Here is a 14,236-nt window from a genome sequence, read left to right on the forward strand (position 1 = left end):
CGTGTCGAGGCCCAGGACGTGGTTGAGTCGACCGAACGCCAGCCACGAGCCGAGGCACATGCTCAGCTCCACGACCTCGGCCTGGCTGTAGTGGGCGGTCATCCGGGACCAGAACTCGTCGTCGAGGCCGTGGTGGTCGACGGCGTAGCGCTCGGCGTACTCGGCGGCGAGACGGGTGCGGTCGTCGAAGGCGTCGGTCGTACGCCACTGGCCCACCGAGTCGGCGAACTCCGGCTCGACCTTCTCGCCGTCGCGCTCGGTCCGCCAGTCGAGGCAGAAGAGGCACCCGTTGATCTGGGCGATCCGCAGGCGGGCGGCCTCGAACTCCCGGAGGCCGAGGGTGGTGTGGGCGTACACGGCCATCGAGAACTTCGAGGCGGCGATCCCGATGCCGGGGACCATCTCGCCCCACACGTATTCGATGGCGTCCTTGCCGTCGGGGATGTCGATGTGCACGGTCACTTCCCTCCCAGCTTGCCGACGGCCGGACGCAACGGGACGTCGAGCGCGTCGTAGAGCCCGGGGTCGGCGTCCACGAGCCAGTCGATGGCGCTCACCAGCCGACCGACCGCCGTGGCGTTCCCGCCGGCGGCGCGGTTGCCGCCCTCGTCGGTGGCCTCGACCGTGACCTCGATGCGCGGGCGGCCCTCGATGACCACCCGGTGCGCCCCGTCGCCGTCGGGCGGCGTGGGCCAGTCCGGTGCGCAGGTGGGGTGGATGCGGGTGACGTGCTCGATGACGATGCGGGGCGCGCCGTCGACGATGCCCTGCACCTCGAAGCGCACCGCACCCTGGGTGCCGGCCTCGAAGTCGCCCATCGTCTTGGTGCTCACGGTCGCCTCGAGCGGGCGGCGATCCAGGGTCTCGCGGACCTCGTCGAGCTCGACGCCGAGCGCCCGCGCCATCAGCCGCACCTGCCCGCCCCACACCATGGTGGGGACCGTCGGGGCGAGCATCGGCGGCTCGTAATCCATGGGCTGGCCCATGCCGACCAGGTAGCGGACGGAGTCCTCCTGGTCGTAGGTGGAGTAGTCGAAGATCTCCTGGCAGCGGATCACGTCGACGGTGGTGCCGAGCCCGCTGACCAGCAGCGGCAGGACGTCGTTGCCCCAACCGGGGTCGACGCCGGAGACGAACAGCGAGCCGTGGCCGTGCGCGATCGCGTCGAGGACCGGCTGCCGGATCTCGGGCGGGGCGTTGCGCTGGTCGTAGAGGGCGTAGAGGGCCGGCGTGACGACCACGGCCCCGATCCGGATCGCCTTCACGATGTCGGCCAGCGCCTCGTCGGGCCGGATGTCGCCGGACGCCGCGTACACGACGGCCTGCGGGTGGGTCGCCAGCACCGCGTCGACGTCGTCGGTGGCGGCGACGCCCACCTCGTGCTCCAGCCCACCGAGCTCGCCGGCGTCACGGCCCACCTTCTCGGCGCTGTGGACGACCACCGCCGTCAGCTCCAAGGCCGGATGCGCCTCGACCGCCCGAATCGCCGCCCGCCCGACGTTCCCGGTCCCCCACACAACCGTCGAGATCATGCGCCGAAGGGTAGCGACAGATCTGACGCCCCGTCAGATATCCGGCGAGGCGGTGGCGTCGCGGCGGCGGCGCAGCAGCTCGACCTCGGCGGCGTTGCTGGTGAGGGCCATGGCCCGCTCGAAGGCGGCGGCGGCCTCGTCGTGGCGACCGAGCCGGTAGAGGGCGTCGCCCCGGGTGGCGTGGAACAGGTGGTAGCCGTCGAGCGCGTCGGCGAGGACCTCGAGGTCGGCAAGCGCGGCTGCCGGCCCGTCCCGCTCGGCCACGGCGACCGCCCGGTTGAGGGCCGCGACGGGCGTCGGCGCCAGCGTGAGGAGGTGGTCGTAGAGGGCGACGATCTGGTTCCAGGCGGTGTCGGCCGCGGCCTCGGCGTCGCTGTGGACGGCGGCGATCGCGGCCTGGATCTGGTACGGACCGGGAGTGTCGCGCCGGAGACAGGCCCGGACGATGTCCTGACCCTCGGCGATCAGCGACCGGTCCCAGCGGGAACGGTCCTGGTCGGCGAGGCGGACCAGGGCACCGTCGGCGTCGGTGCGGGCGGGGCGGCGCGACTCCGTCAGCAGCAGCAGGGCGAGCAGGCCCCACGCCTCGGCCTCGTCGGGCATGAGCTCGACGAGGAGGCGGGCGAGGCGGATGGCCTCGGCGCACAGCTCGGCCCGCACGAGGTCGTCACCTGAGGTCGACACGTGGCCCTCGTTGAAGACGAGGTACACGACGGCGAGCACCGGGCGAAGCCGGTCGGGCAGCTCGGCGTCGGACGGGACGCGGTAGGGGATCTTGGCGGCCCGGATCTTGTTCTTGGCGCGGACGAGACGCTGGGCCATCGTCGCCTCTGGGACGAGGAACGAGCGGGCGATCTCGGGCGTCTGCAGCCCGGCGACGAGCCGCAGCGTCAGCGCGACCTGGGCGGTCGGGGCCAGGGACGGGTGGCAGCAGGTGAAGATGAGGCGGAGTTGGTCGTCGGCCACGGGTCCCACCTCCTCGGGTGGCTCGTCGTCGGAGGCGTGCAGGCGCACGGCCTCGGTTTGCCGGTGGTCGCGGGTCGACTCCCGGCGGATGCGGTCGATAGCCCGGTTGCGGGCTGTGGTGATGATCCAGCCGGCCGGGCTGGGCGGCAGCCCGGTCTCGGGCCAGCGCTGGATGGCGGTGACGAAGGCGTCCTGGACGGCCTCCTCGGCGAGGTCGATGTCGCCGAGAAGGCGGATCAGGCTGGCGACGGCACGGCCCGACTCGGAGCGGAAGACGCGCTCGACGTCGGTCGGGCCGACGCTGCTCATCCCTCGGTGTCGTCCTGGAACGGGCGAACCTCGACAGGCTGGCGGCAGGCGACGCTGGCCTCGGCGGCCCACTTCAGGGCGGCGTCGAGGTCGGGGGCCTGGATGACCCAGAACCCGCCGATGTGCTCCTTGGCCTCGGCGAAGGGACCGTCGGTGGTCAGGGCATCGCCACCCTTGCTGGCGTCGACGACCGTGGCGGTGTCGACCGGGTGGAGGCCCCCGCCGAACACCCAGACACCCTGCTCCTGGAGCTTGGTGTTGAAGTCGTCGACGATGCCGAAGACCTCCTGGATCTCCTCCGGCGACGAGTAGTTGTCCTCACCCTCGACCGTGTGAACGGAAAGCATGTACACGGGCATCGCTGGTTCTCCTCGTTCGGGCCCGACGTCGGTGCCGGACACCTTCTACACGAACCGCATCGATGCCGATCGACAGGGTCGGCGACGAAGCCCGGCGCCGCGGGTTCTGCGGCTTCCTCGGGATCCCGAGAAGTTTTCTGCGGGACCTGTCGATCGCGGTCGATCGCGTTCGTGTAGGGGGCGAGGGTCGGGATGGCCGGCCCCACAACAGGAGGAAGCCCGATGAACGCCACCGCAACCGCCACCGTCATGAACCCCACGGTCTCCGAGCCCCGCACCACGACCGAGTCCCGCACCACGCCGCTCTGGCGGACCGGTGCCCGCGCCGGCGTCATCGCCGCCCTGGCCACCACCGTCGTCGCTGCCGCCGCGCTGGCCGCCGACGTGCCCCTCGCCATCGACGGCGAGCAGATCCCCCTGGCGGGCTTCGTCCAGATGACGCTCCTGGGCGCGGCGATCGGCGTCGTGCTCGCCAAGGCGCTGGCTCGCTGGGCCGCCAAGCCCCAGCGCACCTTCACCGTCGCCACCGTCGCCCTCACCGTGCTGTCGGTCGTGCCCGACCTCGCCGTGTCGGCCACAGCCGCGACCAGGCTCGTCCTCATCGCCACCCACGTCGTGGCCGCTGCCATCGTCATCCCCGCCATCGCCGCCCGCCTCCCCCACCACGCCCGCTGACCGACCACCGATCACCGACCACCGACGCCGCCCCGTCGCTCGACGGGGCTGTCGTCGCGTTCAGCCGGCCACGACCGTCGCGGCGAGCGCCATCCGGTGGTCCTTGGCCCACGGCGGTCCCAGTGTCGCCCGCGGACCGCGGAGCACCACGTCGGCTCGCTCACCGAGGATGCGCGTCGCCTGGCTCTCGACCTCCTTGGCGTCGTAGAGGTGGACGTCCCAACCCCGGGCGCGTCCAAGGTCAGCCAGCACCTGGCGGTACATGATCGAGTCCGCGTGGGACTCGTAGGGTGCGCGACGTTGGACGGCGATGTCGTCGGGGAAGTCGAGCGGCCAACCGCGCAGCGACATCGACACGATCGGTTCGGGAGCTTCGGTCGCGATCTCTTCGAGTGAAGCTGCCGTCGCCCGTCTCGCCGACGCCCGAACCTCCGCGACCAGCGCCGCGGTGGCGGCATCGTCGAGAGGTTTGCCCTCGTGGTGGATCGGCGCCGTCGGCATGCCGGGTTCGATCAGTTCGATCCTCCGGCGGCCCACGACCTCGTGGTCGTCCGATGCCGTGACAGCCACGGCCCAGCCGAAATGATGAGCGATACCCACGCGCACGCCATCGAGTATCCCGCGTCCCACGTCGATCTCGAGCCGGATCGGTGGCCACCACCGGGAGCGGCCCCCCACGGGGACCGCTCCCGACGAGGCGGTTCAGGCGCAGCGGACGGAGTCGTAGATGACTCCCGTACCGCCTTCACTCGTGAAGATGTACAGGTCGTGTCCGACACAGATGGTCCTGGTCGCCGGCAACGCACCCGCCGACGGGGTAGCACACAGCATCCCTACGAGGCCCACAGCACCGACCAGGGCCAACCGAACGACTGACTTCATGAAGACTCCCCTCACTGCGGACGAAACCGGAGACCGTACCGCCCTACGGTCGCTGACGCGTCGGGGGCCGGAGCTGGCTGAGCGGTGATGAACGTGGAGGGGGTCGACAGCTAGCGGGAGTTGCCGCCGTGGAGCTCGGAGTCGACGGTGTCCATCGACACCGTGCCGCCGGTGTCGCTGTCGCCGATCTGTGCGTTGACGTCGCCCGTGCCGCCGATGACGACGTTCGAGTCGTCGTAGGTCGCCACGTTGTCGTTGCCGTCGAGTTGCACGCCCAGGTCGTCGTAGCCGTCGCCGCCGATGACGAGCGCGTCGTCGGCGGGGGGCGCCTCGAGGGTGGTTCCCGTACCGGCATCCTCGCGGGACTCGGGCGGCTCGACGGGATCGCTGACGTCGCCGTCGTCGCTCTCGTCGGCCTCTTCGTCCTCGTCGTCGCCGGTGTCGTCGGCTTCGTCGCCCTCGTCGAAGTGACCGGCCTGGGCGCCGATGATGCTCTCGTCGTCACACCCGTCGTCGCAGTGGTCGCCCGCGGTGACCTCGGATCCCACCGTGTCCACGGCGTTGAGGCCGGCGGAGTCGGTGTCACCCGTGTTCGAGTTGATCGTGCCGTTCCGGTCGATGAAGACGTTGGAGTCGTCGTAGGTCACCACGTTGTGCTGGCCACGGATGTCGAGGCTGTGGTCCTCGTACCCGGCGATGTCGACCGGGCGATCGGCACCGGACGAGATCGGCGGACTGACCACCGGGTTCGCGTCGGGCGGTAGCGCACCAGGGCCGGCGCCGGCACCCGTGCCGCTCGAAGCGAGCGGGGAGCCTGCTGCCGCCTGGCCGGTGCCTGTGCCGTCCGGGTCGAAGTTCGACGAGAACTCGGAACCTTGGGCGTCGAGCGCGACCACACCGCCCTTGCCGGCGTCGCCGGTGTTGGCGGTGAGGCGGCCGTCGTCGCCGACCAGCACCACGGAGTCGTCGTAGGCGATGACGATGTTCTCGCCGATGGCCGTGACCGCCACCTCGGGTGTCAGGTGGAACACGAGTCCGCCGGACGATGCGGGCGACTGAGCCCACACCCTCGACCCGCCCACGACGAGCGGGCCCGGCGTCGGGGCCGATCCCGATCCCGTGGTGGCGACGAGGTGGCCGGCCGTGTCGGCCGTGGCGGCGGCTGGGCCGGCCGTGTCGACGGCAGTGCCGGCCGTGTCGGTCGGGCTGGCCGTGCCGCTGACGCCGGGTGCCTCGCCGCCGCCGGTCCGGCTGGTCCCGGCGACGTTCGCCGACAGCGCGGTGGGCTGCCCGTCGGGGCCCATCACGATGGTCAGCTCCACGCTCGGCGGTGTGTCGGGCCCGTCGCTTGCGTCGGACGACATCGATCGCAGGGCCTCGACGAGTGCGGCCTGGTTCTGCTCTTCCGGCTCGGCCGAGGTGGGCGAGGCCCCGCTCAGCGCGTCCTTGGCCATCCAGCCGGCGAACACGGCACCCGCTGCGATGAGCATGTGGAGCAGCCATTTGGGAACGTACATGCGGTACTACCTCCGGATCGTGGGTGTCCCGCGCCCCCTTCCCCGCGGGTGGTCGCGTCGCCGACCAGCGACGCGATCGACCCGCCCGCACGTCGCTCGTCACCGTGCCATGCGGCCAGCACCAGCGGCGCCTGACCCAGCTCCCGGACGTCGTCGTCGCGCACCCCGAGGACCAGGGCGACGGGCTGGACGTCCAGCCTGCGGGCCACGAAGCCCAGGGTCTGCACCGACGCCCGGTCCAGCCACTGCCCGTCGTCGACCACGCACAGGAGCGGCTGGTCCTCGGTCAGCTGGGACAGGAGGCCGAGCACACCCAGCCCGACGAGGAAACGGTCGGGGGGCCCACCGGGCCGCAGTCCGAACGCGACCGCGAGCGCCACGGCCTGCGGGCCGGGCAGGCGTTCGAGGCCATCGGCCATCCGCCCGCACAGCTGGTGCAGCGTCGCGAACGGCAGCTCCATCTCCGATTCCACGCCGCTGGCGCGCACCATCGCGAAGTCGGGTGCCGTGTCGACGGCGAAGTCGAGCAGCGCGGTCTTGCCGATCCCGGCCTCCCCGCGCACCACGAGCGCGCCGCTGCGCCCCGAACGCGCCGTGTCGAGCAGGCCCCTGAGCGCCTCTCGCTCTCTGGTCCGGCCGAGCAACATGGCCAAGGCTTCCGTCGTACCGCCGATCCGGAGCCTAGAGATGGACTCGCCGAACGGCGACCGTCCCGGCCCGACCCGTCCGACCCGGGACGTCTATTTGCGATCTGAACTTGGCTTGGCAGTGCCGCCTGAGGTCGCTTCGGCTTTCGTGTAGAGGATCTCGCGGGACTGCTCCGCGGCGCGGGTGATGCTCTCGCCGACGAAGTCGAGGAAGCGGGCGATGTTCTCGAGGCGGGCGGCGGCCGGGGTGTCGGGGCCGAGGATGCCGACCCCCTGCCGTGCGGCCTCGGCGAGCTGGGTGTTGGCCCGGACGCTGGCGATCATCGACTGGTACCAGACGTCGTCGTCGACGATGTAGCGCTCGCGGCGGCGTTCGTCGAGTTCCCGGCGGACCAGGGCCTGGCTTTCGAGGAGCGTGATCGCTTTGGAGATGGACGCCGGGCTGACCTGGAGGCGCTGGACGAGCTCGGACGCGGTGAGGCTGCCGGCATCGGTGGTGTAGAGGCAGACCAGCACCCGGGACATCATCTTGGGCACGCCCGATTGCATGAGGATGGTGGTGAACATCTCCTCGTACTCGCGCACGGCCTCGGCGTCGCGTCCGTGGGCCTGCGGGGGCGCCTGCGGCCCTCGGGGAGCGGCCGGCCTGCGCCGGTGGGCGCGGCGTTCGGTGGCGCGGTGGGCCAGGTCGGCGCGGTAGGCGGTGGGCCCGCCGTTCCGCATCACCTCACGCGTGATCGTCGAGGTGGGGCGGTCGAGACGTCTGGCGATCTCCGCGTAGGCGAGGCCGTCGGCCAGTCCCAGCCCGATCTGCTGGCGTTCCTGCTGGGTGAGCCTGCCTCCCGGCATCGCGGTCTCCTTCGTGGTCCTCGGTGTCTCCACCATAGCGTTCATTTCTAATCTATTGCAACGAACAGCACGACCTTTGTTGCATTAGATCGGCGACCATTGCAACAATCTGCTAGCTGTGACCTCCAATGATGCCATTTGGACGCAACGACTAGGTTGCCAGAATTGCGAACGCAACGTAGCGTTTCCGTTGTCAGAAACAACAAGCCGAAGGAGAGCTCGATGCAGAAGTTCGACACCCCCGCCCCGGTCTCCGCCGTCCTCGACATCCCCCAGGGGCGCTTCCGGTTCATCGCCGCCGACCGGGCCGACACGACCGTCGAGGTCCTGCCCGCGGACGCCTCGAAGGGCCGCGACGTGAAGGCGGCAGAGCAGACCACGGTCGACTACGGCGACGGCGTCCTGCGGATCGAGGCCTCACCGGCGAAGAACCGGATCCTCGGCAGCTCCGGATCCGTCGAGGTGACCGTCCAGCTGCCCGCCGGCTCCCGCATCGAGGCGAAGGCGGCCAGCGCCGAGCTCCGGGGCGTCGGACGGCTCGGCGACGTCGCCTTCGAGGGCGCGCAGGGCTCGGTCAAGCTCGACGAGACCGCGAGCGCCCGCCTCACCCTCTTCGCCGGCGACGTCTCGGTCGGCCGCCTGGGCGGCCCCGCGGAGATCAGCACCCAGAAGGGCGACATCCACATCGCCGAGGCCGTGCACGGCACGGTCGTGCTGAGCACCCAGTCCGGCGAGGTGTCGGTCGGCGCCGCCCACGGCGTCTCCGCTTCCCTGGACGCCGGCACCAGCTACGGCCGGATCCACAACGCGCTCGAGAACACCGACGGCGCCGCCGCCGGGCTGAACATCCACGCGACCACTGCCTACGGCGACATCGTCGCCCGCAGCCTCTGAGGAGCACCTCTCATGACCAACGTGGCCATCGCGGCGAACGGGCTGCGCAAGTCCTACGGCGACAAGGTCGTGCTCGACGGCGTCGACCTGGCCGTCCCCGAAGGAACGATCTTCTCCCTGCTCGGCCCGAACGGCGCCGGCAAGACCACCGCCGTGAAGATCCTCTCCACCCTCATCTCCGCCGACCCGGGCACCGGCGACATCCACATCGGCGGCCACAGCCTGACCACCGACCCCCAGGCGGTGCGCGCCGCGATCGGCGTCACCGGCCAGTTCTCCGCCGTCGACAACCTGATCACCGGCGAGGAGAACATGCTCCTCATGGCGGACCTGCACCACCTCTCCCGCAGCGAGGGGCGGCGCACCGCCACCGAGCTGCTGGAGCGCTTCGACCTGGTCGAGGCGGCGAAGAAGCCCGCCTCCACCTACTCCGGCGGCATGAAGCGCCGCCTGGACCTCGCCATGACGCTGGTCGGCAACCCGCGGATCATCTTCCTCGACGAGCCGACCACCGGCCTCGACCCGCGCTCCCGGCACAACATGTGGCAGATCATCCGCGAGCTGGTCGCCGACGGCGTCACCGTGTTCCTCACCACGCAGTACCTCGACGAGGCAGACGAGCTCGCCGACCGCATCGCCGTGCTCGACGACGGCAGGATCGCCGCCCAGGGCACCGCCGAGGAGCTGAAGCGGCTGATCCCCGGCGGGCACGTGCGGCTGCGGTTCGCCGACCCGGCCGCGTACCAGAGCGCCGCCCTCGCCCTGCGCGAGGTCACCCGGCACGACGAGGCCCTGTCGCTGCAGATCCCCAGCGACGGCAGCCAGCGCGCGCTGCGCTCCATCCTCGACCGGCTGGACTCGGCCGGCATCGAGGCGGACGACCTGACCGTGCACACCCCCGACCTCGACGACGTGTTCTTCGCCCTGACCGGCACCGGCCAGCCCAGCCAGTCGGGCACCGCCCCGCAGCCCAGCCAGCCCAGCCAGCCCAGCCAGCCCGAGGAGGCTGTCCGATGAGCTCCCTCTCCCTCGCCGTACGCGACTCGTCCACGATGCTGCGCCGCAACCTCCTGCACGCGCGGCGCTATCCGTCCCTCACCCTGAACCTGCTGCTCACCCCGATCATGTTGCTGTTGCTCTTCGTCTACATCTTCGGCGACGCACTGAGCTCGGGCATCGGCGGCGGTCCGGACCGCTCCGCCTACATCGCGTATGTCGTCCCGGGCTTGCTGCTGATGACCATCGGCAGCACCGTGGTCGGAACCGCTGTATCCGTCTCCAACGACATGACCGAGGGCATCATCGCCCGCTTCCGCACGATGGCGATCCACCGCCCTTCGGTGATCGTCGGGCACGTCGTCGGCAGCGTGCTGCAGTCGATCACGAGCGTGGTCGTCGTGGGCGCCGTCGCCGTGGCCATCGGCTTCCGGTCCACGGACGCAACCGCCCTGGAGTGGCTGGCGGCGTTCGGGCTGCTCGTGCTCTTCGCCATGGCACTCACCTGGATCGCTGTCGGCATGGGCCTGACCAGCCCGAACGCCGAGGCCGCCAGCAACAACGCGACGCCGCTGATCCTGCTGCCGCTCATCTCCAGCGCCTTCACCCCGGTCGACTCCATGCCCGGCTGGTTCCAGCCGATCGCCGAGTACCAGCCGTTCACGCCCGCCATCGAAACCATGCGGGGCCTGCTGCTCGGCAGCGAGATCGGCCACAACGGGTGGCTCGCCGTCGTCTGGTGCCTGGGTCTCGCGGTGCTCGGCTACTTCTGGTCGACCTCGACCTTCAACCGCGACCCGAAGTAGCCCCCACGACCGTGCGGGCTGCCTCCCGCAACTCGTGCCACGCCGACCGCGCCACGAGGGACTCTCCGACCCCGGCGGCGGAGAGTCCCTCGTGAGCGTGGGTGACGCGCGATCAGGTCCAGTTGCTGATGTTCACCTCCTTGGGGTAGGGAGCGCCGGTGCCGGTCTCGACGAGCTGCTTCATGCTCATCAGGAACGTGGCCCACCTGGTGCTGCAGTGGGACATGAACTCGCCCGGTTCACGCCAGCCCTCGTGGGCGAACTGGACGATCGTGTAGTCGTCCTCCTGCTTCAGGTCGAAGCGGACGCGGGTGCCGATCCACTCCTGGGGGCCGTCGGTCACCTCCCACTCGACCCGCTCGTCGGGGCGCTGGTCGAGCACCTTCATGTCGAAGCCGCCCGCGTCGCCGAAGCGGAACCCGATCGTGCCACCGACGACGCCTTCGCCCGTGGTGTCGGTCGTCCACCAGGCGGCGAGGCCGTCCCGGGTCGTGAGCGCCTCGTACACCTTGGCCGGAGCAGCGGTCGCTCCGACGCGATGCAGGATGTCAACCATCGTCGTTCCTTCTTTCTCGTTGTTCGGCAGTTGGGTCCGGGATCGTTGGATCGCCTCGGCGATCCTCTTGATGCGGCGCAGTCGGGCGTCCCAGGTGGCGCCGACGGACGCGAGCTGGGCGACGGCGCGGGCGAGCTGGGCCTCGTCGACCTGGTACCGCCGCTCGCGCCCGACGGCCGTGGCGTGCACGAGTCCGGATCGGTCGAGGACGTCCAGGTGCTTGGCGACCGCCTGGCGCCTGACCGGGACGTGGTCGCTGAGGCTCGTGGCCGTGCCGGTGCCGTCGCTGAGCAGCTGGTCGAGCAGGCGACGCCGCGTCGGGTCGCCGACGGCCGACCACAGGTCGTCGTCGATGACGATCATCACGGCGACGACGCCTGACGCGCGGCCAGATCGGCGATGCGGGGGAGGTAGAAGTCCCACCCGTTCCCGTGGTCGGCGTAGGTCTCCTCGAGCTTGGCGATCTCCCAGCCACGCTCTCGGAAGCCGGTCTCGGTGAGCCGGAGCACGGTCCCGCCGCCCGAGGGGGAGAGCTCGAACGTCACGAGCATCGAGTTCGAGGAGGTGGCGACCTCGCCGGCGTCGTGCGTCCAGCGGAACGAGAACCGGTGCGGCGGCTCGGCATCCACAACGGTGATCGGCACCACGTCGACCCGCCCCGACGCCTCGTCGCGCCACGTCAGCTGGCCGGTTCCCCCCGGCACGGGCTCGACGTCGGTCTCGGCGCTCCACCAGTCGCGGATGTGCGCCGGACTGCTGACGACGTCGAACACCGTCGCCGGTGGTGCGTCGACGTAGATCTCTCGCTCGATGGTCCCGAGCTCCATGGCTGCATCTCCGTCCGGTCAGTGCAACGTTTAGTTGCGCATCACCATAGGAGCGGCGCGCCGAACACGCAACCAATTGTTGCGATACCCGTCGAGATCTGAGGCTTGACCCGCCGCACCTCGCGCGATTAACCATTCATCTATGGAACTAGTTGAATGGCTGGATGGATGATCGAGTTCCGCATCGATCCCCGGTCCGGCGTGGCGCCGTTCCGGCAGTTGATCCACCAGGTGCGCCAGGCGCTGCGGTTGGGCCTGCTGCACGAGGGCGACCAGCTCCCGACGGTCAAGGAGGTGGTCGCCCAGGTGGCGATCAACCCCAACACCGTGCTCAAGGCGTACCGCGAGCTCGAGCACGAAGGCCTGGCCGCCGGCCGGCCCGGCCTCGGCACCTTCATCACCAGGACGCTGGCCGACCCGTCGCTGGCCGCCCACGAGGCGCTGCGGTCCGACCTGGTCGACTGGCTGACCAAGGCCCGCCGGGCCGGGCTCGACGACGACAGCATCGCCGCGCTGTTCGACAGCACCTTCCGGTCCGCCGCCGAGGAGGGCGTGGCGTGAGCGCCGAAACGAGTGCGATCGAAGCCGACGGCCTGGGCAAGCGCTACGGGCGGCGGTGGGCGCTGCAGGGCTGCACCCTGTCGGTGCCCGCCGGCCGGGTGGTGGGTCTCGTCGGGGCCAACGGCGCCGGCAAATCGACCTTCCTGCACATCGCCGTGGGCCTCCTCGACCCGACGGAGGGCACCATCTCGGTGCTCGGCGAGCGGCCCGGCGGGGACGCCGCCCAGCTCGCCCGGGTCGGCTTCGTGGCCCAGGACGCCCCCGTCTACCCGTGGCTCAGCGTGGGCGAGCACCTGCAGCTGGGCCGGCGGCTGAACCCCTCGTGGGACGGCGAGCTGGCCCGGGCCCGCGTCGAGCGGCTCGACCTCGACCCCGGCCAGCGCGCCGGCCGGCTCTCCGGCGGCCAGCGGTCGCAGCTGGCGCTCACCCTGGCCATGGCCAAGCGGCCCGAGCTGCTCATCCTCGACGAGCCGGTGGCCAGCCTCGACCCGCTGGCCCGCCGCGAGTTCCTCCAGGACCTCATGGGCCTCGCCGCCGACCGGGCGCCGACGGTCGTCCTCTCCTCCCACCTGCTGTCCGACGTCGAGCGGGTGTGCGACCACCTGATCGTCGTGGCCAAGGGCCGGGTGCAGGTCGCCGGCGACGTCGACGACCTCCTGGCCGGCCACAAGCTCCTCACCGGCCCCCGCCGCGACCCCGGCCGGATGCCCGGCAACCAGCGGGTCGTCCAGGTCAGCCACACCGAAAGGCAGACGACGATGGTCGTGCAGACCACCGACCCGATCCTCGATCCCCGCTGGGTGGTCTCCGACATCGGCCTGGAGGACCTCGTCCTCGCCTACATGTCCGGGTCGGTCGACGGCCCTCCCCCGGCCGAGACCCCCGCCCTCGTGGAGGTGCCGCGATGACCTGGCTCGCATGGCGCCAGTTCCGGGCCCAGGCCGCCCTGGCCGCCGCCCTCACCGCCGTCGTGGCTGCCGTCCTCGTCGCCACCCGCCACCACATCGCCACCGTCGACGAGGAAGACCTGTCCACCTTCTACAAGTCGCTGCAGCTACTGGGCACCGGGCTCGTCGGGGTGCCCGCCTTCATCGGGGCGTTCTGGGGCGCTCCCCTGCTCGCCCGGGAGATCGAAGCCGGGACCCACCGCCTGGTCTGGACCCAGAGCATCACCCGGCGCCGCTGGCTGGCGGTCAAGCTCGCCGTCATCGCGGCCGTCACCGTGGTCCTCACCGCGGCGTTCAGCCTCCTGTTCACGTGGTGGTCCCTGCCGTTCGACGAGACCGGCAACCGCATCGGCACCGCCAACTTCGGCCAGCGTGGGATCGCCCCCGTGGCCTACGCCCTGTTCGCCCTGGCGCTGGGCACGCTGCTGGGCGCTGTCATCCGCCGGCCCCTGCCGGCCATGGCCGGGACGCTGGCCGGGTTCCTCGTCGTGCGGTTCAGCTTCCAGCTCTTCGTGCGCCCCAACATCCTCCACACCGTCACCGCCAACCGACCCAGCGTCATGTTCGGGTCGGTCGAGGGATCGGCGTCGACGGCGGGCGCGTGGATCACGTCCGGTCGGACGGTCGACGCCGCCGGCAACCCCGTCTCCGGCGGCAGCATCGACAACATGCTGGCCGAGGCGTGCAACCTCACCCGCGACAGCAGCGACGGCGCCTGGGACGCCTGCGCCCACCACCTCGGCATCCACGACGTCGTCACCATGCACCCCGCCAGCCAGTTCTGGACCCTCCAGGCCTGGGAGACCGCCGGCTTCCTCGCCCTCGCCGCCACCCTCGCCGCCGCCACCTTCTGGTGGATCCGCCATCGCACCTCGTGACCCGAAGGGGGGTCCGTCGCGGAGGGCTCGACCGG

17 protein-coding genes and 1 pseudogene are annotated in these 14,236 nt (G+C 71.1%); 7 read left to right on the plus strand and 11 right to left on the minus strand.

The features are described from left to right. From VK611_21680 to VK611_21695, 4 genes are all read right to left on the minus strand, one after another. A partial coding sequence (locus VK611_21680; GenBank protein HMG43959.1) for a hypothetical protein occupies positions 1–462 on the minus strand: 462 nt, incomplete at its 3' end. After that, on the minus strand, positions 459–1,532 hold the full coding sequence (locus tag VK611_21685) for a hypothetical protein (protein HMG43960.1): 1,074 nt from the start codon (positions 1,530–1,532) through the stop codon (positions 459–461). The genes VK611_21685 and VK611_21680, both read right to left, overlap by 4 nt. A 33-nt stretch (positions 1,533–1,565) precedes the next feature. Next, on the minus strand, positions 1,566–2,807 hold the full coding sequence (locus tag VK611_21690) for an RNA polymerase sigma factor (GenBank protein HMG43961.1): 1,242 nt from the start codon (positions 2,805–2,807) through the stop codon (positions 1,566–1,568). Beyond that, complete coding sequence (locus VK611_21695; protein ID HMG43962.1) at positions 2,804–3,166, minus strand: YciI family protein; 363 nt, start codon at positions 3,164–3,166, stop codon at positions 2,804–2,806. The genes VK611_21690 and VK611_21695 overlap by 4 nt, the downstream gene beginning before the upstream one ends. Positions 3,167–3,388: 222 nt before the next feature. Between VK611_21695 and VK611_21700 the strand changes: the two genes are divergently transcribed. Then, positions 3,389–3,841, plus strand: coding sequence for a DUF6069 family protein (locus tag VK611_21700; protein HMG43963.1), 453 nt, complete (start codon positions 3,389–3,391; stop codon positions 3,839–3,841). A gap of 60 nt (positions 3,842–3,901) precedes the next feature. Here the strand turns inward: VK611_21700 and VK611_21705 are convergent, their stop codons facing one another. The 5 genes and pseudogenes from VK611_21705 to VK611_21725 all read right to left on the minus strand — a co-directional run bounded on the left by VK611_21705 (position 3,902) and on the right by VK611_21725 (position 7,781). Continuing rightward, positions 3,902–4,411, minus strand: a complete 510-nt coding sequence (locus VK611_21705) for a hypothetical protein (protein ID HMG43964.1) — start codon at positions 4,409–4,411, stop codon at positions 3,902–3,904. Between the two features lie 422 nt (positions 4,412–4,833). Continuing rightward, entirely contained in the window at positions 4,834–6,240 is a 1,407-nt protein-coding gene (locus VK611_21710; GenBank protein HMG43965.1) for a hypothetical protein, read from the minus strand. After that, positions 6,159–6,887 carry an ATP-binding protein gene (locus VK611_21715; GenBank protein HMG43966.1) on the minus strand — a complete coding sequence of 243 codons (729 nt, stop codon included), beginning with the start codon at positions 6,885–6,887 and terminating at the stop codon, positions 6,159–6,161. The genes VK611_21710 and VK611_21715 overlap by 82 nt, the downstream gene beginning before the upstream one ends. Before the next feature lie 93 nt (positions 6,888–6,980). Next, entirely contained in the window at positions 6,981–7,454 is a 474-nt protein-coding gene (locus VK611_21720) for a MarR family transcriptional regulator (protein ID HMG43967.1), read from the minus strand. Between the two features lie 75 nt (positions 7,455–7,529). Continuing rightward, positions 7,530–7,781 (minus strand): annotated as a pseudogene (locus tag VK611_21725) (helix-turn-helix domain-containing protein). A gap of 177 nt (positions 7,782–7,958) precedes the next feature. Here VK611_21725 and VK611_21730 point away from each other — a divergent pair. From VK611_21730 to VK611_21740, 3 genes are read left to right on the plus strand one after another with little or no spacing between them, the layout of a single operon-like run. Then, on the plus strand, positions 7,959–8,630 hold the full coding sequence (locus VK611_21730; GenBank protein HMG43968.1) for a DUF4097 family beta strand repeat-containing protein: 672 nt from the start codon (positions 7,959–7,961) through the stop codon (positions 8,628–8,630). Between the two features lie 12 nt (positions 8,631–8,642). Then, positions 8,643–9,647, plus strand: a complete 1,005-nt coding sequence (locus tag VK611_21735) for an ATP-binding cassette domain-containing protein (GenBank protein ID HMG43969.1) — start codon at positions 8,643–8,645, stop codon at positions 9,645–9,647. After that, the gene (locus VK611_21740; GenBank protein ID HMG43970.1) at positions 9,644–10,432 is read left to right on the plus strand and encodes an ABC transporter permease; all 789 of its coding nucleotides are present in this window, start codon (positions 9,644–9,646) and stop codon (positions 10,430–10,432) included. The genes VK611_21735 and VK611_21740 overlap by 4 nt, the downstream gene beginning before the upstream one ends. 112 nt (positions 10,433–10,544) lie before the next feature. Here VK611_21740 and VK611_21745 read toward each other — a convergent pair whose 3' ends face one another. Together VK611_21745 and VK611_21750 are read right to left on the minus strand one after the other, a co-directional pair. After that, positions 10,545–11,351 carry an SRPBCC domain-containing protein gene (locus VK611_21745; GenBank protein HMG43971.1) on the minus strand — a complete coding sequence of 269 codons (807 nt, stop codon included), beginning with the start codon at positions 11,349–11,351 and terminating at the stop codon, positions 10,545–10,547. Continuing rightward, positions 11,351–11,815 (minus strand): SRPBCC domain-containing protein, encoded by a 465-nt coding sequence (locus VK611_21750; protein ID HMG43972.1) that lies wholly within the window; start codon positions 11,813–11,815, stop codon positions 11,351–11,353. Before VK611_21750 ends, VK611_21745 begins: the two co-directional genes overlap by 1 nt. A gap of 156 nt (positions 11,816–11,971) precedes the next feature. Here VK611_21750 and VK611_21755 point away from each other — a divergent pair, with 156 nt between their 5' ends. From VK611_21755 to VK611_21765, 3 genes are read left to right on the plus strand one after another with little or no spacing between them, the layout of a single operon-like run. Further along, positions 11,972–12,376: a GntR family transcriptional regulator gene (locus VK611_21755; GenBank protein ID HMG43973.1), complete on the plus strand. Its 405-nt coding sequence runs from the start codon at positions 11,972–11,974 to the stop codon at positions 12,374–12,376. Continuing rightward, positions 12,373–13,284, plus strand: a complete 912-nt coding sequence (locus tag VK611_21760; protein ID HMG43974.1) for an ABC transporter ATP-binding protein — start codon at positions 12,373–12,375, stop codon at positions 13,282–13,284. The genes VK611_21755 and VK611_21760 overlap by 4 nt, the downstream gene beginning before the upstream one ends. Further along, positions 13,281–14,201: an ABC transporter permease subunit gene (locus tag VK611_21765; protein ID HMG43975.1), complete on the plus strand. Its 921-nt coding sequence runs from the start codon at positions 13,281–13,283 to the stop codon at positions 14,199–14,201. The genes VK611_21760 and VK611_21765 overlap by 4 nt, the downstream gene beginning before the upstream one ends. Positions 14,202–14,236 lie beyond the last annotated feature (35 nt).

The organism is Acidimicrobiales bacterium (assembly GCA_035316325.1).
Classification (GTDB): Bacteria; Actinomycetota; Acidimicrobiia; order Acidimicrobiales; family VFJN01; genus DASXTK01.